Annotated in this window: 20 protein-coding genes and 2 pseudogenes; 9 read left to right on the top strand and 13 right to left on the bottom strand. The window is 61.2% G+C overall.

All coding sequences use genetic code 11. The annotated features are described in order from the left end of the window. Window positions 1-168: 168 nt before the first annotated feature. From P5W99_RS38475 to P5W99_RS38460, 4 genes and pseudogenes are all read right to left on the bottom strand, one after another. Window positions 169-489, bottom strand: coding sequence for a DUF2946 family protein (locus P5W99_RS38475; RefSeq protein WP_434668410.1), 321 nt, complete (start codon window positions 487-489; stop codon window positions 169-171). Window positions 490-690: 201 nt separating this feature from the next. Continuing rightward, entirely contained in the window at window positions 691-1,110 is a 420-nt protein-coding gene (locus P5W99_RS38470; protein WP_434667159.1) for an ExbD/TolR family protein, read from the bottom strand. A gap of 14 nt (window positions 1,111-1,124) precedes the next feature. Next, window positions 1,125-1,712, bottom strand: a pseudogene (locus tag P5W99_RS38465) (MotA/TolQ/ExbB proton channel family protein); the annotation flags it as partial. A 245-nt stretch (window positions 1,713-1,957) separates the two neighbouring features. Further along, window positions 1,958-3,559 (bottom strand): diguanylate cyclase, encoded by a 1,602-nt coding sequence (locus P5W99_RS38460; protein WP_434667156.1) that lies wholly within the window; start codon window positions 3,557-3,559, stop codon window positions 1,958-1,960. An 84-nt stretch (window positions 3,560-3,643) separates the two neighbouring features. Between P5W99_RS38460 and P5W99_RS38455 the strand changes: the two genes are divergently transcribed. Continuing rightward, on the top strand, window positions 3,644-3,892 hold the full coding sequence (locus P5W99_RS38455; protein WP_434667153.1) for a hypothetical protein: 249 nt from the start codon (window positions 3,644-3,646) through the stop codon (window positions 3,890-3,892). 202 nt (window positions 3,893-4,094) lie between these two features. Here P5W99_RS38455 and otsA read toward each other — a convergent pair whose 3' ends face one another. Beyond that, a complete protein-coding gene (gene otsA / locus P5W99_RS38450) occupies window positions 4,095-5,477 on the bottom strand; it encodes an alpha,alpha-trehalose-phosphate synthase (UDP-forming) (protein ID WP_434667151.1) in 1,383 nt (460 codons plus the stop codon). 682 nt (window positions 5,478-6,159) lie between these two features. Here otsA and P5W99_RS38445 point away from each other — a divergent pair. From P5W99_RS38445 to P5W99_RS38425, 5 genes are all read left to right on the top strand, one after another. After that, window positions 6,160-7,245, top strand: coding sequence for a mechanosensitive ion channel family protein (locus P5W99_RS38445; RefSeq protein WP_434667149.1), 1,086 nt, complete (start codon window positions 6,160-6,162; stop codon window positions 7,243-7,245). Window positions 7,246-7,390: 145 nt separating this feature from the next. Next, entirely contained in the window at window positions 7,391-8,776 is a 1,386-nt protein-coding gene (gene nhaA / locus P5W99_RS38440; protein ID WP_434667146.1) for a Na+/H+ antiporter NhaA, read from the top strand. A 25-nt stretch (window positions 8,777-8,801) separates the two neighbouring features. After that, a complete protein-coding gene (locus tag P5W99_RS38435) occupies window positions 8,802-9,218 on the top strand; it encodes a hypothetical protein (RefSeq protein ID WP_434667144.1) in 417 nt (138 codons plus the stop codon). A gap of 275 nt (window positions 9,219-9,493) precedes the next feature. Further along, on the top strand, window positions 9,494-9,619 hold the full coding sequence (locus P5W99_RS38430) for a hypothetical protein (protein ID WP_434667141.1): 126 nt from the start codon (window positions 9,494-9,496) through the stop codon (window positions 9,617-9,619). Between the two features lie 141 nt (window positions 9,620-9,760). Further along, window positions 9,761-9,985, top strand: a complete 225-nt coding sequence (locus P5W99_RS38425) for a hypothetical protein (RefSeq protein WP_434667138.1) — start codon at window positions 9,761-9,763, stop codon at window positions 9,983-9,985. 78 nt (window positions 9,986-10,063) lie between these two features. On the opposite strand, the gene P5W99_RS38420 is transcribed toward P5W99_RS38425, so the two are convergent. Further along, complete coding sequence (locus P5W99_RS38420; protein WP_434667135.1) at window positions 10,064-13,120, bottom strand: AAA family ATPase; 3,057 nt, start codon at window positions 13,118-13,120, stop codon at window positions 10,064-10,066. Window positions 13,121-13,129: 9 nt separating this feature from the next. Further along, window positions 13,130-13,396 carry a DUF4242 domain-containing protein gene (locus P5W99_RS38415; RefSeq protein ID WP_434667132.1) on the bottom strand — a complete coding sequence of 89 codons (267 nt, stop codon included), beginning with the start codon at window positions 13,394-13,396 and terminating at the stop codon, window positions 13,130-13,132. A gap of 213 nt (window positions 13,397-13,609) precedes the next feature. Here P5W99_RS38415 and P5W99_RS38410 point away from each other — a divergent pair, with 213 nt between their 5' ends. Together P5W99_RS38410 and pgaB are read left to right on the top strand one after the other, a co-directional pair. Continuing rightward, window positions 13,610-14,980, top strand: a complete 1,371-nt coding sequence (locus tag P5W99_RS38410; RefSeq protein ID WP_434667129.1) for an FAD-binding oxidoreductase — start codon at window positions 13,610-13,612, stop codon at window positions 14,978-14,980. Between the two features lie 703 nt (window positions 14,981-15,683). After that, window positions 15,684-17,733 (top strand): annotated as a pseudogene (gene pgaB, locus P5W99_RS38405) (poly-beta-1,6-N-acetyl-D-glucosamine N-deacetylase PgaB). A gap of 17 nt (window positions 17,734-17,750) precedes the next feature. On the opposite strand, the gene P5W99_RS38400 reads toward pgaB, so the two are convergent. The 3 genes from P5W99_RS38400 to P5W99_RS38390 form a co-directional block, all read right to left on the bottom strand. After that, window positions 17,751-18,413, bottom strand: a complete 663-nt coding sequence (locus tag P5W99_RS38400; protein ID WP_434667126.1) for a hypothetical protein — start codon at window positions 18,411-18,413, stop codon at window positions 17,751-17,753. Between the two features lie 45 nt (window positions 18,414-18,458). Beyond that, the gene (locus P5W99_RS38395) at window positions 18,459-19,739 is read right to left on the bottom strand and encodes a chloride channel protein (RefSeq protein WP_434667124.1); all 1,281 of its coding nucleotides are present in this window, start codon (window positions 19,737-19,739) and stop codon (window positions 18,459-18,461) included. 111 nt (window positions 19,740-19,850) lie between these two features. Further along, window positions 19,851-21,050 carry an MFS transporter gene (locus P5W99_RS38390; RefSeq protein ID WP_434667122.1) on the bottom strand — a complete coding sequence of 400 codons (1,200 nt, stop codon included), beginning with the start codon at window positions 21,048-21,050 and terminating at the stop codon, window positions 19,851-19,853. Between the two features lie 373 nt (window positions 21,051-21,423). Here P5W99_RS38390 and pal point away from each other — a divergent pair, with 373 nt between their 5' ends. After that, on the top strand, window positions 21,424-21,930 hold the full coding sequence (gene pal / locus P5W99_RS38385; protein ID WP_434667120.1) for a peptidoglycan-associated lipoprotein Pal: 507 nt from the start codon (window positions 21,424-21,426) through the stop codon (window positions 21,928-21,930). A gap of 41 nt (window positions 21,931-21,971) precedes the next feature. On the opposite strand, the gene P5W99_RS38380 is transcribed toward pal, so the two are convergent. The 3 genes from P5W99_RS38380 to P5W99_RS38370 form a co-directional block, all read right to left on the bottom strand. Further along, window positions 21,972-22,220, bottom strand: coding sequence for a hypothetical protein (locus P5W99_RS38380; RefSeq protein WP_434667118.1), 249 nt, complete (start codon window positions 22,218-22,220; stop codon window positions 21,972-21,974). After that, on the bottom strand, window positions 22,204-24,168 hold the full coding sequence (locus P5W99_RS38375; protein WP_434667115.1) for a chloride channel protein: 1,965 nt from the start codon (window positions 24,166-24,168) through the stop codon (window positions 22,204-22,206). Before P5W99_RS38375 ends, P5W99_RS38380 begins: the two co-directional genes overlap by 17 nt. Window positions 24,169-24,340: 172 nt before the next feature. Then, window positions 24,341-24,760: a MarR family winged helix-turn-helix transcriptional regulator gene (locus P5W99_RS38370; RefSeq protein WP_434667112.1), complete on the bottom strand. Its 420-nt coding sequence runs from the start codon at window positions 24,758-24,760 to the stop codon at window positions 24,341-24,343. Window positions 24,761-24,842 lie beyond the last annotated feature (82 nt).

Genomic DNA, 24,842 nt, shown 5'->3' with positions numbered 1-24,842 from the left:
ATGCACGCGCTGAGGTGTGCAGCCAGCAAAAATGAAGTTCGAATCGCTAATGCATGAGCGCGCGCGTGAAAACACGCGAGCTGTCCGGGGACGCAAGGCGCAGGCTCACAGGCAGCGGTGCCTCGACAGAGGCGGACGTGTGCTCTGTTCGCGGAGGGCGTAGATGGGTCAGGTGCGACGCGGAGGGTCCCGCGGATGTCCGGCCTGGAAGGTGAACGTGATCAGGACAGCATCGATTGCCGGGGCGGCGAGCGCTCGCTGGCCAGATGGCGGCCGGGGCTGCTCTGTCGCCGTGAGCGAAGAGAGTGCCGGATGCGTGCCGAGAAAGTCGCAGTAGCCACACCTGGCGAGCGTAGCCGTGTGGTGGCACGGTTGTCCCTGCTGCCCAGCGGATGCCGTCGAGCCCGAACAGAGCCTGGCTACCGGCGACTGCGCCTGACGCGACGCCAGAACCTGGCTGGCTGCCGGCAGACAGACGACCAGCCACATGGCGAGCAAGGCAAGCCATGTGGTCAGGCGTATGCGTGCGGCGGCGGACGAGTGCATGGGCGCATGGTAACGCAGTCAGGCGCAGTCGTCCCGGATCGCGGCGCAGCCGTAGCGAATACCCCGCCCTCAGGCGGTCAAGGGTGGCACGATCGCGGCGAAATGCCGCAAACGGGCACACGTTTGCGCCTGGGCGCATGACCATCAGTTATGCGCAGGAACGGTCACGAAGCCGAGCTTTGTGAGACCGCCACGCTGCGCCGCCGACATCACCTGCGCGATCTTCTCATAGGCGACCTTGCGGTCGGCGTTCAGGTGCAGTCCGGGTTGGGTTGAGGTTTGCGCCGCGGCGACAATCTTCGCTCCCGGCGCCTTGTCGTCCACGGCGGCGCCGTCCCAAAGCACGGTGCCGTCCGCTTCGATCGACACGTCGATCCGAGCGGGCCTGGTGTCCTCCTTCCGGCTGCTCGCGTGCGGCAGACCGATCTTCACGGCGTGACGGATCACGGGAACCGTCACCATGAAGACGATCAGCAAGACCAGCATCACGTCGACGAGCGGCGTCATGTTGATCTCGTTCATCTGGCCATCGTCTTCTTCGCGGGAAAATGGGCTCGTTGCCACGGCGTGCCTCCGCCTCAGCGGGCGCGTGCCGCGACGCTCAGCGTGCTTTGGGTGGAAGCCATACGCGCACCGGTCACGAAGAATGCATGCAGATCGTGCGCGATGCGATTGAGTTTCGTGACGATCGCCTTGTTGGCCCGCGTGAGGGCGTTGTAGCCGAGCACCGCCGGAATGGCGACGAAGAGGCCGAACGCGGTCATGATGAGTGCTTCGCCCACGGCGCCAGCCACGGCGTCGATCGAGGTCTGACCCGTCGTACTGATCGTAAGCAGTGCGTGATAAATACCCCATACCGTGCCGAACAGGCCGACAAACGGTGCCGTGCTGCCTATGGAGGCGAGCACCGCGAACCTGCTCTGCATTTTCGCCACCGAGTCATCCATCGTGTCCTTCAGGCAGCGCGTGATCCAGTCCGACACGTCCATGCGGTCATGCAGTTGCGGCTGATGATGATGTTCGGCGGCTTCATGGCCAGAGCGCGCGAGCGCAAGTAACGGATTGTCGTCGGACGTGTCGTTGCCGAGTTTGCGCATGCTGTCGGCAATGTCGTCCGCATGCCAGAACGCGTGGGGACTTTCCTTCGGCGCCAAAGACAGTCGAAGCCCGACAGAATATGCAGACTCGCGGGCGAGGGTTCAGCAATATGACGCCGGGGTGTACAGTCTGTGCTTTGGTGCGCGGCAAAGCTCCCGCTTTATTCTGCATACGACAGTTACCGTTCTGCGCGCAGTGGCCCGCCCGCCGTGGGAATCAGCTATCAGTTCGCGAGCATTTACTCCCCCATCTCCTCGCCGGCGCTCACCGACCGACGTCATGCGATGCTGATGAGGTGCAGCATGGCACACGCTCACCCGCAGGAATCCTGATCCGCGCTCGGCTTGAAGTCGGAAATGGCTTCGACCCTGTTCCGGCCGAGCCGCTTGGCGCGATACATAAGGCGATCTGCGAGCCTCAATGCGTCTGCAGGGGTAGAGTCGTTAAAGGGCCAAACGGTCACCCCTACCGAGATCGTGAGTTTTTCGAATGGTGTCACGCTTGCCTGTTCCACCCGTTCACGAAGTCGCCTTGCGATGGCCACCGCGTCCTTGATCGAGGTATCCGGCAAAATCACCAGAAATTCTTCGCCACCAACGCGGCAGGCGAAGTCGTCATGTCGCAAGCTCTCACGAATAAGGCCGGCAAGACTGATCAATGCGAGATCCCCGGTATCGTGCCCGTGTGCGTCGTTGATACGCTTGAAATGATCGATGTCGATTGCCAGTACTGAGAAAGATCGTCTTCCCTCTTTCAGCAACCTGAGGGTGTCATTGAGCGCCCGGCGATTGAACAGCCCGGTTAGTGGATCAGTCTGCGCCGCCTGACTCAATCTGCTCAGTGTCTCCTGTGTCACGGCAATACCGGCGAGTAACGCACGTCGAATGTTTTCCGCCTCAAAGTACCAGGCATCGATCTTTCTGACTTGCTCCAGGATGCCGGGGGAGGGCGCAGCGTTTGCGCTTCTGGCCAGTTCCTCGAGTGGGCGTGTGATCATCGAGGAAAATAACCAGATCACGAGAACCCCAAGAAATCCGAGCGGTGCCGAACTCAGCAGCATTTTAAGAAGGAGTTCGTCGAGTGGCGCAACGGCCGCGTCAACTGGTAATTCCACGACGACGCCCCAGTTTGCGGCAGAAATTGACGCAAACCCTGTAACCATTTCGAGACCTTTGGCACCCAAAATAAGTCGGCCTCCGCTTTTTCCGGCCAGCACGGCATCAACAACTTCGCTTCTTTCGAGTCTGGTACCAAGCCGTCCCTGATCGGGTGCGTACAACAGATCCCGGTTAGCGTCGAAGATATACACGCGTGCCTCGTTCCGATAAAAATGCCGTGCTATAAGCGTGTGAAGGACCCCCACATCATGGAGATAAATGGCGCCGCCCACGAATCCACGATATTTGTTGCGTCGCGAAATAATCGGATACGAGATGAGCACCATGAGATTTCCGACCGTCGAATGGAAGGCTTGACTGACAAGCGGTCGACGCGCACCTAGAGCCGCTCTCGCACCCGGGGAAGTATTCATTCGGCCGCCAAGTTCAAGTGTGTCGGGGACTGCGTCCAGAATGCGTCCGTATTCATCGACGATCGCAACGGAGTTGAACGCCATATCCTGCGCCTGCAGCCTTTGTACTTCTGCGTGGCGGAGCATCGCGTCATCGAAATGCTTGTCGAGCAGGCCGGAGCTATACGCTAGTCGCCGCTGGGCGTCGCGCAGAAAGCCATCGATGCTCGAAGCAACTTTTTCCACATATGCGCGATTCGACTCGAGCGCATTGCCAATGAGGACGTCTCGCTGTACACGCCTCGCCGCGATCAGACCATTTGCTAACGTGGCAAGTGCGGTGAGGAGCGCAAGCCCAAGGATCAGGCGATGCAGGTCGAGCCTGAACAAACGTGGGTGATGCATGATGCGGCGGTCTCCCGATTTCGAGTGCTTTTCTTCCGCGCAAGGTCGTGGCTTGAATGATTTCTGTAGCAGACTACAGCAAAAATGCTTCCGGGCATCGGTTTGCCACTGCTGAAGCGGACCTTATATCAAGCGGCGTCGGCAGCCGCCCGACTGTACAGCATTATGACGAGCGCTGGTCTTAACCTCACAACCGTGTTCGGCGAAGGGACACGACGCGTGCAGCAGGTGTCGAACGGGATGACAATCCGCCACTTGCCGGAACGGGCGTTCCATGCGAGTGAGAGCGACGACGGGCAGAAGGTTATGAACATCGACCTGTACTCTCCCTGACGTACAACAAGCACGTCCGCGACCGGTGCAACGAACGCCCTCGTTCCCACGGAGTAGTGCGCGGCACGATTACCACTGCGCTGTCTTCCTTTCGGTCCCCGCGAGAGGACTGAACGTATGGCCGGTGCCATATGAGGTGACACATTAAGGCGCCGCGAAGTGCATCGCGAATGACGTCGCCTGCTTGCAAGGCGTGTGCACCTCAGGCTGTCCGTTGCAGCTCATCGAGAAATGTTGCCCGCCACCAATGCACATCGTAGCGTCGTATCGAATCCATGAGCGCTGCATGGCGGCTTACGCGCTCATCGAGAGGCATCGTCAGCGCTCGCTGCATTGCCTGGGCGATACCCTGGATGTCGTAAGGGTTGACATGCAATGCCTCCGTCAGTTGCTCAGCGGCGCCGGCGAATCGGGAAAGAACGAGTACGCCAGGATCGCCCGGGTCCTGGGCGGCGAGGAACTCCTTGGCGACAAGGTTCATGCCATCGCGCAACGGAGTGACCATTGCAACCCGGCTCGCCCGATACAGTCCCGGCAAGCGGCGCCGCGCAACGCTGCGACGTATATACCGTATCGGCATCCAGTCCAGTTCTCCATAATCGCCGTTGATGGCGCCGCAAAGGCTGTCCATTTCCTGGCGCAATTCGTCATATGCGTTGACGTCCTCGCGGCTTGGTGCCGCGATCTGGATCAGTGTTGCCCGACTGCGGTTCTCTGGATAGCGATCGAGCAGCGCCCGAAAAGCTCGTACTCGTTGGGGCAATCCTTTCGAATAGTCGAGCCTGTCGACGCCTACGATCAACTCACGGCGCGAATACTCGTCTCGCATGGTTGCATACATGTCCTTGCTGTCGCGAGCGTCGGCAAGTGCTGCGAACTCGTCGACGTCGATGCCGATCGGGAACGCGCCGACGCGCAACTCGCGACCGAAGGCGCGCAAAATTCCGTCGCCAGGACGTTCGGCGCGCGCCTCCGTTTCCATGTAGCGCACAAGATGAGTCAGATCAGACTTTGCCTGAACGCCGACGAGGTCATAGCAGAACAAGGAACGCATCAGCCATTCGTGCTCGGGGATGGCAGCAATAATCAACGGGGGAGGAACGGGGATATGCAGGAAGAATCCAATCCGGTTTTCGCAGCCCAGCGCGCGAAGCTCCGCGGCAATGGGAATCAGATGGTAGTCATGGACCCAGATGACATCGTCTGGCTTGAGAAGGCGGAAAAGCTGCTGCGCAAACAGCTGATTAACCTGTCGATAGCCAGCGGCGAAACCTTCGTCGAATTGCGCCAGATCGAGGCGATAATGAAATACTGGCCAGAGCACATTGTTTGAATATCCACCGTAATACGTTTCGTACTGCTGGCGATCTAGGTCAACCGTAGCTAACTGGATTTTGCCGCTCGCCTGGATACTTGCGTGCGCATGGCCGGTGTCGGTCCTGGTCCTTTCCACGATGCGTCCGCTCCACCCGAACCAGAGCCCCCCCGTGCGCCGGAGGCACTCCCTGACTGCTACCGCGAGGCCTCCCGCGGCTGGCTTGTTTGGATCCGCAACGCGATTTGACACCACTACTATCCGGCTCATGTGGTCTCCTGCTTTTTTAAATGTGTATATTATTGACTGTTCCCGAGCCGGCCAGGCGTCAGCGGTGAACGGAGCAATTTGCACGATGTTCAGGTCTGCTATGGATTCACGCGCTCTCTTCCTGCGACAATGCATGCCCGTATCATCTGGCGCGTCGTCCTGGACTCGGGGCCGACAAGCACGTGGAACGTGTCGCGTAGGCGCTGATGCCGCCGCGCCGGACGTTCCACGCAGCGAAGGAATGAATCATGCGAAGGCGTTCGTCGATCTTGCAGGCGCGCTCGGTTTGCGATGTGGTGAGGGTTCGAAAGCTAAGGCCAATAGGACGTGGCGCAGGAAGTTGCGATCTTAAGTCAACGCGTTGCAAAGCATGCGTTCCGCCCACCTTCGTTTGCCTGCACAGTCTCTCAAATCGACGCTCGATGGCATTGTGGTCTATGTATTATGACTTTATCTTATCACAGCGTGACATGATCGCATCTGGCGCTTCGTCATGATTACACGGGTATCCAAATTGCTGCACCTGTGCTGGGGCACAGTCTGCGGACTCCTTTGTCGGCAGCATCGTGCCGGTGATCGTTGCTTCTGATCGCGCGGAACCTTTACCTCCGATCGCCGACCAATCGGGCTTGCATTGCAGCTATATGCAGTACGTTCATTGACAAGATTCACGGGGAAACCAATGAAAAGCTGGCTGGACCTCAATTTCTTTCTCGGTATTCCTGCAACCCGCTGGTGCTACGCGCTGGCAGCGACTGCCATCGGCTATCTGGTGCTGGGCATGTTGCTCAGGGTGGCCATCGCACGACTCGATGCATGGTCGAAACGTACTTCAACGTGGGTCGATGATGGGCTCGTCGAAGTGCTGCGCGGTACGCGTCAGTTCCTGCTCTTCGCTGCTGCCGTGCTCGCGGGAACACAGTTTCTCGCGCTCACGCCAGTCTGGAGCAGCAGGATCGACAGACTCTGGTTCCTTGTAGTGGGTTTGCAGCTCGCACTGTGGCTCAACCGGGGCGTGGGGCTGTGGACGCATCACCGGGTCCGGCGAACGCTTGCACATAACCCCGTACTGACGACCATGACGTCATGGGTTTTGCGCGCCTTGTTGTGGTCGGTGCTGCTGCTGGCGATGCTGGCCAATATGGGCGTGAACATCACGGCGTTTGTCGCCAGTCTGGGTGTGGGTGGCGTCGCCGTGGCGCTGGCTGTTCAAAGCATTCTCAGCGATCTCTTTGCGTCGCTGGCCATCGGACTGGACAAGCCGTTTGAGATTGGCGATTTCATTACCTTCAGTGATGTGGCCGGCACTGTCGAATATATTGGCCTGAAAACCACACGCATTCGCAGTATCAGTGGCCAGGAGATCATCTGCGGCAATACCGGGTTGCTGAAGAATGTGATCAACAACTACAAGCGCATGACCGAACGGCGCATCGTATTTACCTTCGGCCTTACGTACGAAGCGACGCCGGAGCAATTGCGCCAGGTGCCGGAGCGGGTGAAGCAGGTGGTCGAGGCAGCGGGCTCCGCCCGCTTTGACCGCGCACACTTCAAGGGATTCGGGGCGAGTGACCTGACGTTTGAAGTGGTGTATTACGTCACTGATCCGGGGTACAACCTCTACATGGACATCCAGCAGAAGATCAACCTGGGCGTGATGGAATTCACGCGCGAACTGGGGCTGGGCTTTGCATTTCCGTCGCGGACGATATACATCGCGCAGCCGCCGGGCGAGAAGGAAGCCGAACAACCCGTTTGCGCTCACTGACAGCGGCTGGAATGCGGCTGGCCACTGTGCGATCGGTGGGGCAGTGGAGAGCTTCATGTAAAATCCGTAAAGGGTGTTAGCTGCATGGCGCAGCGGGACAGGCTATCTGCGCTGGTCGGGCCGCCACGCAGGAGTTCGCACGCCAATGCAACGAGACCTGAAGCCACTGAAACTTCCGCCTGTCGAACGAATTGCCCACAAGGCATTCACCGCGCTCGAGCACTTTTTACATATCGAGGCTGCGAGCGGCATTATCCTGCTCATGGCCGCTGTCACTGCGCTCGTCTGGGCCAACTCGCCATTCGCCCATGCGTACCACGCGCTCTGGGAAACGCCCCTCGTTTTCAGCGCAGGTCATCATACTTTCAGCCATCCACTGCACTTCTGGATCAACGATGCGCTGATGACGGTGTTTTTCCTCGTGGTTGGAATGGAGATCCGCCGGGAAATTCACGAGGGATCGCTAAGAGACGTCAGGCAGGCGATGTTGCCCCTCGCCGCGGCGATAGGCGGCGTTGTTGTGCCTGCAATGGTCTATTTTGTGGTGAACCGCTCTTCCGGGATGGTCGTTGGATGGGCGGTCCCCACCGCGACCGATATCGCCTTTGCGGTTGGCGTGCTGGCGCTGCTTGGCCGCGCAATCCCTGGCAACGTGCGAATTTTCCTGCTGACGCTCGCGATCGTGGACGACATCATCGCTGTACTCGTCATTGCGTTCTGCTATTCGTCCGGTTTCGACTATGTCGGGTTCGTAGTCGCGGCTGCAGGCATCCTGATGGTCCTCGCCATGCAGCGCCTGGGTATCGGCGTGGCGCCTGCGTACATCGTTCCCGGTGTGCTCGTCTGGCTCGGTTTTCATGTGAGTGGCGTACATCCCACACTAGCCGGTGTTGTGCTCGGGCTTCTGACGCCGGTGGTGCCGGGCCGACGGCGGGAGCACGCGCTGGTCGAGTTGGCCCGTGCCGCAGGAAGTGTCACGGATCGGGGCACAGACGCGAACAGCGACCTGGACCGACTTGCAAGCCCAATGCAGACGCTGCGCCTGGCGCAACGCGAGTTGCTGCCGCCCGTCGTGCGGATACAGTGGGCGCTGCATCCGTGGGTCGCTTACGGAATCATGCCGCTTTTCGCGCTTGCCAACGCGGGCGTGAGTTTCACAGGCCTGGATCTGGTGCGACCGGAGTCCCTTCGCGTGTTTGCCGGCGTTGCGCTCGGGCTGGTGATGGGCAAGCCGTTCGGCGTCTTCTGTGTGAGCTGGCTGCTGGTCAAGTCGGAATTATGTCGGCTGCCCACGGGTGTGACATGGTCCGGCATTGGACTCGTTGCGATTCTCGCGGGTGTCGGCTTTACCATGTCGGTGTTCATTGCTATGCTGGCGTTTCACGAACCTCACGTTCTCGCCGTCGCCAAGCTTGGCGTACTTATTGGTTCGCTTTTGGCCGGGATTTTCGGCTTGAGCTGGGGCATCGTGTACCGCAGAGGTCTCTGCAAAGGTATGTCAGAGCCGGCAGGCCGCACTGCGGCCGGGTAACACGCGGGATCGGGAATCCGTCGACATGCAGCGCGGCAGCGCCCCGCTGGTGGGAGAGAGCTTGAAAGCCATCCACATGATCGTGCCGTTATTCGTTTGTCTGGCGCTGGTTGCATGCTCGCGCAAGGAAGGCGTCTTTTCTCTGGCGCCCGCGTTCAGCGCTCTCTCAGATGCGCAGGAGACGATAGTAGCGGAATGTATCGCGTCTTACTGGAAACAATCGACACGGCACCTGACCATGACGTCATCACGAGGCGTGGTGCATATCAGTGCGCGCTCGTACTTCAGGGGGATTCCATTCGGGGCACGACTGCAGCATAAGAGCCATGGAACTGTCGTCGAATTCTATGAGAGGCGCACGGTTCCCCGTCGCTATCTGGCTCTTCTCCGGGGTTGCGTTCAATTGAATCGGGGCGGTGCCAGTGCGGATCGCGCTCAATGAGACTCGTCGCTCGCGGCTCTTCGTGGGGCACAAACCGGAACGACTCTCGTTAATGCATCGCCCGTTGCTGCGGCGATTTCACATGATGCGAGCGTGCAGACGGTGTGGAAACAGGATTGACGCTGGTACGGGTGAGATAGCGGGCATTATGCTGGCAATAGACATGGCCGTGAATATTCAACTCATTGAACGGGCATCGACTCCAGTACGTCTGCCTGCGGCATGCGGGCCGCGATTGGGAAATACCTGGGGAGGCTGCGTTGGACCAATACAGCATGGCTATCACCGTCGGCGTGATCGTGCTCGCTATCGCGGCGGTTGCGGTTGCTGTTCATTATCGTCGCGAACGGCGCCGGGCCAGTCTCCTGCGTAATCTGGATCATCAAGAGTGGTATCGATGAATCGGGTCGGACATCAGGCATCGTTGCGAGCTTGATTGCGAAGTCCAGTTGAGCAGGCCATTTCTGGCGATGCCTTGTGCTTCAGGCACCGATGCGCCCAGGAGATGATTTATTCCTGAACCGGACGACGGGGAGACTGCATTGACCTATGACTTTGCTGAAACGGATCTCGCGCACCTTCGTGACATTGTCTGCCATCTCGAGCATTCAGCGCATGGCGGATGTGCTCCTGACGTGGGCAAGGCATTGGGTGTGAATTACTGGCGCTCAAGGGTGCAGGAGATCCTCGCCACACCACGGGTGCCCATTCATCTCGAGAAAGAAGCCAGGGATCTGCTCGACCGCCTGGATCGCCTGAACTCATGACGCCATAATGCGAAAGTCCGGCAGGGAATATTAGTTTGTTTTTCGCAAATTCCTGCCGTTTCCTGTTTCGAATACTCATTATCCATCCGTCAATCCATTTCGGACTGCGAATGCAGCCGCTTCCGTTCGATTTGCAGAATGGGTCTTGGTCAGTATGGCCCGGATGTGGTTGGCGATAGTGTTGGGACTGACGAAGAGCCTTGCGGCGATTTCGCGATTGCCGAGTCCGCTTGAGACGAGGCGCAGTACCTCAGCTTCACGTGTGCTCAAACCTGCCGGCCAGGCGCGTGCGGGCACCGGTTCAATGGTACGTCGAGCCCTGTCGATCTCCCTGGTCAGCTCATACATGCCCATGCGCTCCGCGGCAGCATGGGCGTCTTGCAGCAGCCCACGAGCAGCGTCGATGTCACCGCCCGCATTGCGGGCGATTCGCATCGACGCGTAGCGCAGGCGTGTGCGCGCGAGTGCCGGTTCGGCACCCTGTCGCATATTCATGGCCAACGCAGACTCGAAATGACGCTGGGCTTCCTGCCAGTTGCGCTGCGTCGTTGCGAGCATGCCAAGCAGGGACGCCGCCGCGCCGAAGCATCCGACCGTCGTCCCGATCAGGAGGTTGCGGCCCGCGTATGGGAGGAGCATGGAATACAGGACACCGGCGTGCGGTTTGTCGTCGAGACGGGCGCACACCTGGGCCAGATACGCCAGGCTTGCTGCACGCAAGGCGTCGTGGCGGATAGCAGCAAATGCATCAACTGCGAGTACCTCGAACTCGCAGCGTGCCTCGTCGAGCAAACCGATTTCGGCGTAGAGCAAAGCGAGACCGGGGCGCCACAGGCCTGACTTGGGAACTGTGCGCACAAACGCCCGCACGAGGGGAGTCAGTTCGCGCAGGTGACCCTGCTCGCAGCGCAGCGTGAACATCTGTATGCCGTAGACGCCAGACGCGTCCAGCCCCGGCATGCGGCGACCGATCTGCAGCGCCTGTTCAATCAGGTGCCCGGCGTCGTCGAACCGGCCTTGCAGGAGTGCACAGGTTGCGCGTGACGTGGCAGCAACGTAGCGCATGAATGGCTGGCGTAGTTCGTCGGCTTGCCTTTCAAACTGGTCGAGGTGCACGAGCCACGTCGATAGATCACCGAGTTCCATCATTTCGAATAGCTGCCACGCCTTTACATCGAGCGCGAGCGGGAGATTGCCCGTGCCCTGGGCCAGATCGAGTGCTTCCCTGATGTCGCGCAGCCTTTCCCCGCTGCGCTCGGGTTGCCAGCGTATCGATAACGTTGAGGCCAGCGTTGATGCGAGCGCAATCTTGTCACCACCGCGTCGCGCGATGGCTAGCGCCTGATCCCGCACGATCGCGGCCTGGGTATCATCGCCGCTGAAAATCAGCGCACGCGCAAGCGCGCTGAGCAGCTTCGCCCTCCCAGCGCTGTTACCGCTATCCTGGGCGGCGAGCGCTTCACGCAGCAATTGTGCCGCGCTATGCCCGGGGAGACCCGGTGACCACGTAGCCATTTCGAAGCCGATCGCCGCACGCATCATCTCTTCGGGCTGTCCTGCGCCACGTGCAAGCGACATCGCCTGGCCGAACGTTTCGCGTGCCTGGAGATAGTCACCCAGTAGCGTGAGCGACTCGCCGAGCGCGTTGAGAAGTCTGCTCCTTGATGCCGGGTCATCTGCTCCGATCATGCTCGCTGCCTGCAGCGCAAGCCGGTAATAGCGGGCTGCCTCCTCATGGGCGAGCAGCCGCGTCGCACGTTCCGCTGCGCGGCGGGCGACATCGGCCGCGCGGGCAGCGTCCGCCACGGGCAGGGCATTCGCATAGTGATGCGCGAGCACCGACAGGTGCTGGCCACCGTCGTCCGAGTCCAGCTCCTCGATTGCGCGAGCGATTTGCAAATGCAGGCCGCATCGGGTGAGCATCGCAATTTCGTCATACAACGTCTCCCGGATCAACGCATGCGAGAACTGGAAGCAGCCCGGCTGCTCGCCGGGTTCGATGATGTGTGACCTGAGCGCTTCCTCGATCGCCTCGTTGAGATGAATGGCGAGCGTTTCGTCTAGCAGGTGTCGCAACAGCCGAAGCTCGAATATCCGTCCAATCAGGGCAGCGCGCTCGAGCACGCGGTTGGTCGGCTGGGACAGACGGTTCAGGCGTCGCCCTATTACCTGCTTCACGCCTTCCGGGATACGAACACAAGGTGCAGGGCGCGGCTCGGCCAGTCGTCTTGGCATGCCGTGTTCCAGGGTGCCTTCTTGAATCAGCAGACGAATCGTCTCCGCAATGAACAGCGGGTTGCCTTCAGTCTGACTGTGGATCGCGTCGAGAAGGACCGGCGTGATGCCCTTGCCGCCCGAAAGCGCGACCATGGCCTCAGTTTCGCGACGGTCGAACCCGGCAAGGTGAAACCGGTGGAAGTGAGCGTATCGGGCCAGATCGCCAAGTGTGGCCGACAGCGGGTGCTGGCGATCGAGTTCGACGTCCCGATAGGTGGCAACCAGCAGGATGCGGTTGTCAGCAACTTCAGGGGCAAGGAATTCGAGAAAGGAGAGCGACGACGCGTCGGCCCAGTGGAGGTTGTCAAAGATCAGCAGCAACGGTTCGGTTGCCGCTGCGAACTTCCAGAAGCCGGCCCATGCGTCGAACAGGCGGAAACGCTGCTGCTGCGGATCGGTTGTCGGCAGCAGAGGCGCCAGGCCGACGATGCGCTGCCGGATTTCGGGGAAAATTTCCGCAATGGGCGCAGCCATGGTGACCGGCACGGAGCGCAGCATCTCCTCGTCGTGGCTTGCCAGCCACGCGCGCATGATCTGCAGCCACGGCCAGTATGGCGGCGCGCCTGGCTGCTCGTTGCAACGTCCCCAAAGCACATGCACACCGCTGGCCTGGCGCGCCAGCGCCTGCGCAGTGTGCGACTTGCCGATGCCGGGCTCGCCGGCCAGCATGGCGAACGCCCCATGGCCGTTCACCATTTGCCCGATCAGACCGGCAAGCGCGCTGAGTTCGGCTTCGCGGCCGATAACTGGCACGTGCACCGTCTCCTGCGGTGCTGTGCAGTCCACAAGACGGGTGCCGCAGGCGTCACAGAAGCGGGCGTCAGCGCGGTTGTCGCGGCCGCAAAGCCGGCATTGCATCGGGCCCGCCTATGGCGCCTGGATGAAAGCTTCGGGCCGCAGCTCGCTCACTTCCACCACCACGTCTGCCGGCAGGCCGGCTTGCCTTGCGGCTTCGCGAATGGCTTCGACACTGGGTGCCTCATAGAGGCAGTACGTCTTTCGTCTGTCCGCGGAGAGAAAGGAGAACAGCCAGTTGACGCCGCTCGCGTCGTTAATTTCCTTGAGCAGCGCCGCGTCTGCGGCGCTGAGTTCGAGCTCGTCGGCAAACTGGCGTTCAATCAGAAATAGCGCCATCGCTTTCTCCTGAGTGACAAGATACTTACAACGCGACCTTTATACGTTGTAGTGAGGCTGACACTACGCGTCAAGTAGGTGCCCGGCCCGCCGTAGTCAGAATCGACTATCGGGCCTTGCGGCGGTCACTTCGCAAGTTGATCAATCCTGCGGATGGCCGGTGTACACGGGCGCGCTTACAGTAAGCGTCATGAACATTGCAAGGAGATCGACATGTTCGACGACGATCTGGCGGTGTGGTGCGCAAGCCTTCTGGGCGAGGTCATCAAGCCGGGCGACGCGGGCTACGACGACGCGCGACGGGTCTACAACGCGATGATTTCGAAACGTCCACGGCTGATCGCGCGATGTGCTGATGTTGCCGACGTCATCGCTTCCGTGAACTTTGCGCGCGAGCATGGACTGCTGCTGGCAGTGCGCGGTGGTGGGCACAACGGCGGCGGTCTCGGAGTCTGTGACGATGGACTTGTGATCGATCTTTCGGCTATGCGCGGCGTTCACGTTGATCCTGCCGCGCGCACCGTGCGGGCAGAGGGCGGCTGCCGGCTGCGAGATGTCGACCATGCGACGCACGCGTTCGGGCTCGCCGTGCCAGCCGGCATCATCAGCACGACTGGCGTCGGAGGTCTGACGCTCGGCGGCGGGATCGGCCACCTGACGCGGCGCTGCGGGCTTTCCATCGACAACCTGCTGGCAGCCGACGTGGTGCTCGCCGACGGAAGCTTTGTCACGGCGAACGGGCATACGCACCGGGATCTGTTCTGGGCATTGCGCGGTGGAGGTGGCAACTTCGGCGTCGTGACCTCGTTCGAATTCGGACTGCATCCCGTATCCACCGTGATCGCCGGTCCCACGTTGTGGCCGCTCGAGCGGGCAACCGAAGTTATGCGATGGTACCGCGAATTCATCGTCAATGCGCCGGACGAACTCAATGGCTTCTTCGCGTTCATGACCGTGCCGCCTGTGGCGCCGTTTCCCGAGCCGCTGCACCTGCAGAAAATGTGCGCCGTCGTCTGGTGCTGGAGCGGCGATCCCGGACAGGCGGAAACGGTGTTCGCGCCTGTGCAGGCGACCGGGCCGGCGCTGCATGGGGTGCATGCACTACCGTTCCCGATGCTGCAACGCGCGTTCGATGGCCTCTATCCCCCCGGTTTGCAGTGGTACTGGCGCGCGGACTTTTTCAACGAATTGTCCGACGAAGCCATTGCGCTGCACGCGCATTACGCTACGCAGTTGCCGACGATGCATTCGACCATGCATCTTTACCCCATCGACGCAGCGGCGCATCGCGTGGACCGCAACGAGACGGCGTTCAGTTACCGGGATGCCCGCTGGGCAGCGGTATTCGCCGGCGTCGATCCCGATCCCGCGAATGTGGAGTGCATCAGCACGTGGGCGCGCGACTATCAAACGGCGTTGCATCCGTACTCGTCTGGCGGCGCGTACGTGAACTTCATGATGGAGGAGGGCGCGGATCGTGTGAAAGCATGCTTTCGCGATAATTATGCGAGTCTTGCCGCGATCAAGCGGAAATTTGATCCCGACAACCTGTTCCGTGTGAATCAGAACATCCCGCCCGCGTAGCGTGCATATCCGAACCCAGGCGAAGTTTGCCAGCTGCCGGGGGCGATTGAGCGCATGGTTGATCGCCGCCGTCATCCTGGACCTGGCCGACAGTGTGATGAGCATTGTTTCGAACCAGGGCGTTAGCTCGTCCAGCACTCGTGACGCTTGCTTTTGCCGCACACGCACATCAGGAGGCTTGTCACAGGGCCGTTTCTCAATCGCTCAGACCGCGCGCCGACACGCTGGAGCGGTTCTTCAGTAAGCGGACTGGAGCGCCGCCCATGCAGTTCGTATATTCGACGACGCGTGCGCGCCCAACGGGGCACGTCAGATTTTCCGGGCGGTTTTCACACGATGCGAGCTATTAACGTAGCTTGCCTAAATATTAGGCCCAGAAAATTCTGCAAAGTCAGCGCACGATGTGTCGATGTCGGCGGAAGGTAGTAGTTCAGTCTGTTTGGCCTTCGCCGCGAGACAAACTAACCCAGGAAAATCGACCACGAAACCGGCGTAACTTCAAATCCGGCTTCGCATTCATGTGTTCATTCGGGTATAAGGTTTGCGCCACGTTCAACGTGGCGTATATGGACGGCAACCACGAATGGAACCGAAATCGAGCGGTTCTGACACGCCAGTGACCTGTGACGAAAGCGCGAATCCTGAAGTGACACGCCACGTTGACGGTTCGGTTTCGATGCTGGATTTTGCAAGGAGGCCGATGATGCAGGCTCGGCGACGTTTCATCTGCGGGTGTCTGGGGGCCATCGCCGGCTGTACGCTCTTTCCTTCGCTTGCTCCTGCAAGGCTGATCGACATTCTTCCACCGGCCGATCCGGCCGACGGCGTGACCTTTCGGGTCCTTTGCTTCCATGACGTGCGCGACAATCTGCGCGCCGAGTTCCGAACGAATGGCCTCATCGATCCGTATGCAGTCGATACCGGCACGCTGACGTCGATCTTTTCGTGGCTGGAAGATAACCACTATCAACCCATCACGATCGGCGCGATTCTGGCTTCACGCACGGGCGGCAAGCCCTTGCCGCCGCGTCCGGTGCTGCTGAGCTTCGACGACGGCTTCAAGAGCCATCACGACAAGGTCTTGCCGCTGTTGAAGGACTTTCGCTATCCGGCAGTCATGGGCATCGTGACGTCATGGATCGATACGCCTGTCGACAGTGGCATTCGTCTTTCGGACACCCTTGTCGTGCCGCGCGATACCTTCATGTCGTGGGACGAGGTTTGCGACGTGGCAGGGTCGGGGCTTGTCGAACTGGCGTGCCATACGCACGACCTGCACCACGGCGCCATCGCCAATCCGCAGGGCAACGAGTTGCCGGCGACGACATCGCACCTGTACCTCAAAGACCAGCGGCGCTACGAGACAGACGCCGAATTCCATGCGCGTGTCCAGTCGGACCTGGCTAAATGCATGGCGCAAATCAAGGCGCAGACGGGCGCTTCCGTTCGGGCAATGGTGTGGCCTTACGGGGCACAGAATCTTGCCGTGCGCACTATAGCGTCGGATCTTGGCATGCCCACGCAGTTCACGCTCGAGGATGGCCCAAACACGCGCGATGTGCCGCTCAACCGGCTGCGCCGAATCCTGGCGACGTACGACATCGACGTTGGCGGTCTGGAGCGCTCGATGCGCGAACCCGCGCAGAACCGCGGGGAAATCAACCCGGTGGAACGGGTTGCGGTCGTTGCACTGGACGACGTGTACGACCCGTCACCTGCCGCGCAGGAAAAAAACTTGGCGAACTGATCGATCGAGTGTACGCATTGCGTCCGAGCTCCGTATACCTCCAGGCGTACTCGGACCCCAGACGTTCCGGGTTCGCACGCGCGGTGTACTTTCCGAACCGGCACCTGCCGATGCGCTCGGATCTGTTCTCCCGCGCAGCATGGCAGTTGAACACGCGGGCTCACGTGGAGGTCTACGCGTGGTTACCGGTGCTCGCCTTCGCGATCCCCGCGAAGCTCGACAGGCGGATGGAGTTCGTCACGGCGGCAGGCGGCTCAGTCCTTTCGATCCCGCTGCGCGGGCGTATGTGCGCGAACTGTACGAGGACCTCGGCACATATTCCGCATTCAACGGCGTGCTGTTCGGCGAGGACGCGATGCTCACCGATTACGAGGACGCAGGGCCGCATGCGCGACAGACGCTTGCCCGCTGGGACCTGCCGCAGAGTATTGAACAGATCCGCTCCAACCCCGGCCTCGCGAAGCGTTGGGGCGACATGAAGACCCGGTATCTACTCGACTTCACGAAGGAGCTCAGGAAAATCGTGCTCGACAGCCAGAACAGCGACGAGGTGCTGACCGTACGTACGATATTTCCTGATGCCCTGCTCGATCCAGTTGCGGGACGGCGCTACGCGCAGAACTATTAGGCGTTCCTCGCCACGTATGACTATGTCGGGCTGCTCGCCATGCCTTCTCGCCAGGGCATCACTTCGGTGGACCACTGGCTCGATTCGCTGAGCGAAAACGTGCGGTCCGTGCCGAACGGCGCTCACCGGACGGTCTTCCTGCTCGAAGCGGCTGACGCCCATACCGGCGCGCGTATACCGACGGGGCGTCTCGTGAACCAGATGCGTCATTTGCGCATGACCGGGGTGGTGAGCTACGGTTACTATCCTGACAGCTTCGCCCGCGATCTGCCGCAGGCTGTTGCGCTCAACGACGTTCTGTCGACACGATCGCAACTCAACCCTGATTCCATCAAGGCGCTGTTTCAGGCGAGCACCAGCGGAACCTTGTACCGCTGACGCAAGGCACACAGCAACTAATTGTTCCGTTCGACGCGCAGATGGCGCGTATTGCGCTCGATCGATATCAGGACAAGCAGCAGCGTGAGGAATCCCGTCAAGGCAAGCAGCGTTCCCAGCGAAGCCCTGAACTGCTCGCTCCTGTCGTGCGCGACCTCGAGTGCACGCTCGGCCGCGGCGATGCGCTCGATTTTGACGCGGGCGTATTGATTCATCGCCGACGCTACATACCGTTCGCGATCGTCCCATTCCCACGTTGCTGCATGCTGGCTGGCACGCGTGACGACCTCCGAAAGCTTGTTCAGGAACTGCTGCCGGTCGGGCAACGGGACGTTGCCCAGCCATGCGTTGAGCAACGGCTGGCTCGCGTTATCCCCATTCAGGACCTGACGCAGCGGGGCCGGGATCACGAGGCCCGCCGCGGCTTGGACGCTTACGTCCGGCATGCTGCCGTTCGCGCTATCGCCGGAGATGGCATCGTTGGCCGCCTCGGAGCCCGGGAGCGAGGCGAGCACATCGGCCACGCTCACTGACGAATCCGCGGCTGCGCTGTGTTTGCCAGGAACCGCGAGTGCGAAAATGACAGCGGTGATCGCCATCACGGCTGCTACGAGGGCGACGAGGCATAGTGCGCGGGCCGTGCCGAGCAAGCGACGCTCCAGCCTTTCTGCAAGCTTCATTTCAATCCCGTTGATATCGGTAGAGGCGCGCCGTTGGCATCGAACTCACGGCTCGCGCAGATAGCGCTCCGACAATGCCTCGTACAGCGGTGGTGCAAAAAAGCGCGAGACGCGGCTCGCGATGAGCGCGGTGGCCATCAGCGAGATGACGAGCGCATGGCCGTTGATCATCTCGATGACGATCACGAATGCCGTGATCGGACTCTGCGTCACCGCCGCGAGATAGCCGACCATGCCGAGCGCAATCAGCATCGACAACTGCATCTGCGAGAACGCCATGTGCAAGGTATTGCCGATGCCAGAGCCGATGGCCAGCGACGGCGCGAACAAGCCACCGGGTGCGCCCGGCAGGTACGATCCCACCATCGAGATGAGTTTGAGGATCGGATAGGCCGCGCTGACATGCGCAGTGCCTTCCAGCATGCCGCGCGCCTCGGCGTAGCCGCTGCCAAACGTGTGACGGTGCGACAGCACGCCAACGACGGCGATGACGAGGCCGCATAGCGCCCCGAACAGCACCGGCCGTTGCGCGCGCATCTCGAGCAGCATGCGCGGCATCCAGCGCCGGGTATTGAGCAGCAGCCAGCAGAAGCTGCCGCCCAGCACACCCGCAAGCACGCCGGTCAGCACGACGGCGACGCTGAGCCACTGTGGCAACCCGGAGCCGATATCGATCGTGCCGAAATACACATAATTGCCCTGGAGACCCAGTGAAACGACGCCGGCGAAGATGATGGCCGTGATCAGCACGCCGCTCGTGCGCTGCTCGAAGCTGCGCATGAGCTCTTCGATGGCGAACACCACGCCGGCAAGCGGCGCATTGAATGCCGCGGACAGGCCCGCGGCTGCGCCTGCGAGTGCCAGCCTGCGTTCGAGCACGCCCGGCCGGATGGTGAGGAAGCGCTGGGGATAGAAGCGCCTCAGACTGAACATCAGGGCGGCGCCGACATGGATGGTCGGCCCTTCGCGGCCAATCGTGAACCCGCCGAGAATGGCGAGGAACGAGATGAAGATCTTGCCCACGAGGATGCGCAGCGTGAGCAGTCGCGGACCGAGTTCGTTTGGTCCGTGCAGCATCGCAATGACTTGCGGGATGCCGCTGCCTTCGGAGCCGGGAAAGAATTTTCGCGTGAGCCAGACCGTCACTGCACCCGTTGCAGGCGCAACGAGCAGGGGCAGCCAGAACCGCTCAGCCGCGTAATGCAGGAACAGCGCGTAGCCGAAGTCGATCAGCTTTGCGTAGAGCACGGCGACAAGGCCGACTGCGATCGCGCCCAGCCAGAACACGCCGTAATGGAGCCACAGCCGGTTGGCGCGCTGTAACATTCGCCTGTCGATCAGCCCGAAGATTCGCACGATCTGTATCCCCTGTTTGTCGATTGTCGTTGTACGGATGGTACAGGCGTTTCCTTCAGTTCGCGCCAGGGCGCAAAAAAGTCAGGCACGGCGCAGCGGCGGCGCCTTCATGCTGGCCGCGATCAGGAGCCAGCAGAACACGAGCCCCGAGCACGTATAGAACACCGCGCTCGCGCTACCGTGCTTGAGCAGCCAGCCGCCCACCACGCCGCCGAGCGCGAGCCCGATCGACTGGGTGGTGTTATAGACGCCCGTGGCCGCGCCCTTGCGGTTGCCCGGTGCGAGCTTGGACACCAGCGAGGGCTGCGAGGCTTCGAGAATATTGAATCCGAGAAAGTACACGAACAGCACGGTCGCCACGATTGCTATGGTATGCGCAAGCGAGCCGAGCAGAAGCTGGCCGATCAGGATAAGCCCAATGGCCGAGCACAGCACAGCCTTCATCTTGCCCCGCTTTTCCGCGGCGATGATGGCGGGCACCATCAGGACGAACGAGACGCCCATCACCGGCAGATAAATCTTCCAGTGTGACGCCACAGGCAGGCCCGCGTCCACGAGCAGGCGCGGCACGACGAGAAAAAGCGCGGTCTGCGTGGCATGCAGCACGAGCACGCCGAAGTTCAGGCGCAGCAGTTCCACGTTGTGCAGGACTTCGGCGAACGGCGCGCGCACATGCACGGGTTTGGGCGCATCGGGCACGATCCACAGCACGACGCCCACGGCGAGAATCGAGAACACGCCCACGAGGGCGAACAGGCCGCTCATGCCGATCCAGTGGAACACGATGGGCGCGCCCACGATCGCCACCGCGAAGGACATGCCGATCGAGCCGCCCACCATCGCCATGGCCTTGGTGCGGTGCTCCTCGGAAGTGAGGTCGGCGATGAACGCGAGCACCGCCGAGGAAATCGCCCCCATGCCCTGAATCACCCGCCCGACGATGATCCACGAGATGTCATGCGCGAAAGCCGCCACGAAACTGCCGATGGCGAAGATCAAGAGGCCGATGATGATCACGGGCTTGCGGCCCATCTTGTCCGAAAGCCAGCCATAAAAGATGTACAGGAGCGACTGCGTGACGCCATAGGCCCCCAGCGCGATGCCGACGAGCAGCACGTTGTCGCCGCCGGGGATGGTTTTCGCGTAGACCGAAAACACCGGCATGATCATGAAGAGGCCGAGCATGCGCAGCGCGAAGATCGCGGCGAGCGACACGGTCGCGCGCTTTTCGGGCGCGCTCATGCGTGAAGGGGGACTCGATGATGTGGAGGAGGCACGCATGTGGTTCAACCGAAAAAAAACCCAGCTTGAGGCTGGGTCAGGGGAGCCGCCGCCGGGGCGGCGACGGCAACTGGACGTTTAGTTGGGCACAACGGTGTCACGACAATTCACAACGCGCCGCTGAAAGCGTATCGTGATAAATGATCACGACATGACATTTACGGGAAATTTACGCCGTTATTCTTAAGAGAAACTTAAATTCATTGATCGCGGTATGCCAACATACCCGATGGATCGGGCGCGTATGAGCGTTCATGGCAACGCGTCGCCAACGCGAGAAAATACGTTGGCATTGGGCAATATTGCCGCCTAGACTGCATCATGCAATGAAAATTGCGGCGCTATGCATGTCCACACGGAACGGGAGCCTCTGATGAGCCTGAATCGATCCTGCGCGGCAATCCTGCTGGCTGCGCTGCTTGCCGGATGCCATTCGGCAACGACGGTACCGCAAGCCAATGGCACGGCGAACATGAACGCCGCCACGACGCAGCCCGTCACCGGGGCAGCGACCTCAGTCGACGAACTGAACAATCCCAACAGTCCGCTCGCCAAGCGCAGCGTCTATTTCGATTTCGACAGCTATGACGTGAAGAGCGACTATCTGCCGTTGCTGCGCGCCCATGCCAACTATCTGCGCAATCATCCGGCCCAGCATGTGCTGATCCAGGGCAATACCGACGAGCGCGGCACGGACGAGTACAACCTCGCGCTGGGCGAACGCCGCTCCGAAGCCGTGTTGCACGATCTCGAGTCGCTCGGCGTGTCCGGCTCCCAGCTTGAAGCCGTCAGTCTTGGCAAGGAGAAGCCCGTTGCGCTTGGTCACGACGAGGCGTCATGGGCCCAGAACCGGCGCGCCGACCTCGTTTACCGTCAGTAGTTCGTATCATTCTGGCTGGGCGCCCTGGCGCACCCAGCCATTCACATGTCCATGAAGTAGGGGCGTACATCCATGTCCTCTGCCCATGTCTGGACGTCCAGGATGTCTTCGAAATCCACGGGTAGCCCGTGGTACATGGAGCAAAAGCCGTTCGCCGTCCGGTAGACGATCACCCATGCGCGGTTGTCCTCGCCGGGTCGGGCGAACTCCAGGGCATGGTGCAGCTTCGCGTAATGCAGTGCCGCTTCGATGCGGCTGCGGACCGCGCGCCATTCAGTCTTTAGTTTCATGACGGTCCTCCTCGTCTGCGCCGCGCGACGCTACTTCGCGCTGCAACGCACGCGCATCGCCGTGCGGCCCGCGCGCATCGTTGTTCGCACGAGCCGGGAAAATGCGGATGCTGCTGGCGACGGCATCCGCAATGTGCTCCTTTGCAATGACGCCGCTGACTCGCAACGGCCCCGATAGACCTCCAGCGACGACGACCGCCATCGTCGCCCTGTGCTGCCGCAACTGGCTGATGACGTCGAATGCGGCATCGGACTCGTCGACGACGATGTAGTTGTGTTGTGCGAGCCGGCCCAGCGTCACCGTCAGGTCGTCGCGACTCACGGCGCGTCGCAGGCCGGTATTGATGCGAAGCACGCCGTTTATCTTGCCATCGCGTGTGACAACCACATGACGAAAGGCCGGGTCGCCTGGCGAGCGAAGCAGATTCCGGAACGGCACGGCCTCGTCGAGCACGAGGACATCGGTCTCCATGACCTGTGCAGCGCTTTGCACCAGAAACATGTTGGCATGCAAGGCATTGGGAATGACGTGCCCCCGGCGCGCAAGCTTCAGCGTATAGATGCTCTCGTGCGAAAGCAGGCGGCGGGTGCCCAGGCTAAACGCGACGGCAATGATCATCGGCAGCACGATGTCGTAGTCGCGTGTCATCTCGAAGATCATCGCCACGGCGGTCATGGCGGCGCCGGTTCCCGAGCCGACCATGGCGCCCATGCCCACCATGGCAAACGCCGGAGCGCTGACCGGCACGCCCGGCAGCATGAACTGGAATGCCAATGCCAGCGCGGCGCCCAGTGTCGCGCCGATGAATAGCGACGGAGAGAAGACCCCACCCGACGATCCGGAGCCGAGACTGACTGAAGTCGCGAACGTCTTCGCGGCAGCAAGCAGAAGCAGAAACAGGCCGCCCTGCAGTTGTCCGTAGAGCGTCGCCTGGATCGACGCGTAACCCACGCCTTCGACGTAATAGTGCCCCGCGTAATGCATCAGCGCGTACATCAACGCACCGACGAGCAGCATGCCGAGCGCGTGGCGCCAGTAGCGATTACGGATGCGATTGAAGCCGTCCTCCGCCCAGTGCAGCGCGCGTATCAGCACGGCCGCGGCAGCGCCGGTGACCACCCCGAGCAACACGTACAGCATCATCGTGAGGGCGCTACCCGGCTGATTGGGCAACGCGCCCAGTTGCGCGGGCACCAGGAATGCGGGTTCCACTCCGAAAAAGAGTCGCCCGACGAACGTGGCTGTCCCGGTCGCAAGGGCAACGGGCAGAAACGTGTTGATGCTGATCTCCGGCATCATCAGCTCGGTCGCGAAAAGTACGCCGCCGATGGGGGTGTTGAAGGTGGCGGCGATCCCTGCGCCCGCGCCGGCCGCGACGAGGGTGATGCGCTGGCCCGCAGCCATTGGCATCGCCTGGCCGAGTGTCGAGCCCAGCGCGGAACCAATCTGGATGATCGGGCCTTCCCGGCCCACGGCCGCCCCGGTGCCGATCGCAAACGCCGACGCGAGCGACTTGACGACGGCGACGACCGGCCGGATCACGCCGCGTTTGAAATAGATCGCGTCCATGACTTCCGGCACGCCGTGCCCCTTCGCCTCGGGCGCGAAGGTGCTGACGAGCCAGGTGACGACGAGCGCGCCTGCAACGGGAACGAGGATCACCCAGGCGCCCCATGGCGCAGCGGGCGTGAACCGGCTCGCATCATAGGAAAACGACAGGCGGCCGAGAAAGAATGCGTTATGCACGGCACCAATCAGGCCGCGAAACACGACGGCCCCGAGTCCGGTGACGATGCCCACGAGGAAGGCATAGAAGCACAACAGATAGACGCCGACCGGCGGTGCGTCGTCGTCGGTCGGGGTGGTTGGCACCACGCGACCCGCCGCCACCGGCACGGCCTGGCGAGCGTTCTTGTCAGTCTCCTGGTCATTGGCTCCATCGTTCATGGCTACCTGCTCCCGGTTGCCGTGCAGCAGTTGCCTGGCGGGTGCTGCCAACTGGTACTGTTCGTGCGCGCCATCATGTCCGATGTCTCGCTGCTGCCCGGCGAATTGCGAAGAGTGAGCAGAACGATCACGATACATATGGCGGCCCGGTACTACGGGCGCCTTGCCTGCGCTATGTTCTCTCCCCCCTGAACGCCCAGCCAAAAGACTGGACTTCCGACTTATGTGACGCGGCGAGCCTCATCAGGCAACGCTCGCCCGCAGGCGTCAGATGCACCTGGACCTGCCGGCGATCATGAGCGCTCTGCACCCGGGTAACCAGTCCTGCCGCCTCGCAGCGCGTTACCAGTGCGACGGTCCCATGCGACGAAGCCTGCAGACGCTCAGCGAGTTCGCCCACAGTGGCCCAGTCACGGTCGGGAAACGCGCGGGTGTGCAGCATCAGCATGTACTGGAGGGGCGTCACGCCCTCCGCATGCACAATTGCCTCGGAAAAGCGCAGGAAACGGCGCAGCCGATAGCGGAATTCGGAGAGCTCCTCCAGGTCGGCTCTCGTGACCTTTTCCGTCACCTTGCGGGGCTTCGGTGGCATAGGCTGCCCCATGTTTTACGGCATTGAACTGGGAAAATGTCACTATGTGACATAAAATATAGCCTCAGTTACGTGGTCGTGC

The sequence above is a fragment of the Paraburkholderia sp. A3BS-1L genome (assembly GCF_051125215.1).
Lineage (GTDB): Bacteria > Pseudomonadota > Gammaproteobacteria > Burkholderiales > Burkholderiaceae > Paraburkholderia.
The sequence above is the reverse complement of the archived record's forward strand: the minus strand, read 5'-3'. Positions and strand labels throughout refer to the sequence as shown.

What these genes read in the sequence shown, in the direction of transcription:
- P5W99_RS38420 (WP_434667135.1), bottom strand. Translation starts at nt 13,120, where the DNA reads ATGCAATGCCGGCTTTGCGGCCGCGACAACCGCGCTGACGCCCGCTTC.
- otsA (WP_434667151.1), bottom strand. Translation starts at nt 5,477, where the DNA reads ATGAGCCGGATAGTAGTGGTGTCAAATCGCGTTGCGGATCCAAACAAG.
- pal (WP_434667120.1), top strand. Translation starts at nt 21,424, where the DNA reads ATGAGCCTGAATCGATCCTGCGCGGCAATCCTGCTGGCTGCGCTGCTT.
- P5W99_RS38410 (WP_434667129.1), top strand. Translation starts at nt 13,610, where the DNA reads ATGTTCGACGACGATCTGGCGGTGTGGTGCGCAAGCCTTCTGGGCGAG.
- P5W99_RS38455 (WP_434667153.1), top strand. Translation starts at nt 3,644, where the DNA reads ATGCTTCCGGGCATCGGTTTGCCACTGCTGAAGCGGACCTTATATCAA.
- P5W99_RS38475 (WP_434668410.1), bottom strand. Translation starts at nt 489, where the DNA reads ATGTGGCTGGTCGTCTGTCTGCCGGCAGCCAGCCAGGTTCTGGCGTCG.
- P5W99_RS38435 (WP_434667144.1), top strand. Translation starts at nt 8,802, where the DNA reads ATGCAGCGCGGCAGCGCCCCGCTGGTGGGAGAGAGCTTGAAAGCCATC.
- P5W99_RS38390 (WP_434667122.1), bottom strand. Translation starts at nt 21,050, where the DNA reads ATGCGTGCCTCCTCCACATCATCGAGTCCCCCTTCACGCATGAGCGCG.
- P5W99_RS38460 (WP_434667156.1), bottom strand. Translation starts at nt 3,559, where the DNA reads ATGCATCACCCACGTTTGTTCAGGCTCGACCTGCATCGCCTGATCCTT.
- P5W99_RS38445 (WP_434667149.1), top strand. Translation starts at nt 6,160, where the DNA reads ATGAAAAGCTGGCTGGACCTCAATTTCTTTCTCGGTATTCCTGCAACC.
- P5W99_RS38375 (WP_434667115.1), bottom strand. Translation starts at nt 24,168, where the DNA reads ATGAACGATGGAGCCAATGACCAGGAGACTGACAAGAACGCTCGCCAG.
- nhaA (WP_434667146.1), top strand. Translation starts at nt 7,391, where the DNA reads ATGCAACGAGACCTGAAGCCACTGAAACTTCCGCCTGTCGAACGAATT.
- P5W99_RS38370 (WP_434667112.1), bottom strand. Translation starts at nt 24,760, where the DNA reads ATGCCACCGAAGCCCCGCAAGGTGACGGAAAAGGTCACGAGAGCCGAC.
- P5W99_RS38380 (WP_434667118.1), bottom strand. Translation starts at nt 22,220, where the DNA reads ATGAAACTAAAGACTGAATGGCGCGCGGTCCGCAGCCGCATCGAAGCG.
- P5W99_RS38430 (WP_434667141.1), top strand. Translation starts at nt 9,494, where the DNA reads ATGGCTATCACCGTCGGCGTGATCGTGCTCGCTATCGCGGCGGTTGCG.
- P5W99_RS38395 (WP_434667124.1), bottom strand. Translation starts at nt 19,739, where the DNA reads ATGTTACAGCGCGCCAACCGGCTGTGGCTCCATTACGGCGTGTTCTGG.
- P5W99_RS38415 (WP_434667132.1), bottom strand. Translation starts at nt 13,396, where the DNA reads ATGGCGCTATTTCTGATTGAACGCCAGTTTGCCGACGAGCTCGAACTC.
- P5W99_RS38400 (WP_434667126.1), bottom strand. Translation starts at nt 18,413, where the DNA reads ATGAAGCTTGCAGAAAGGCTGGAGCGTCGCTTGCTCGGCACGGCCCGC.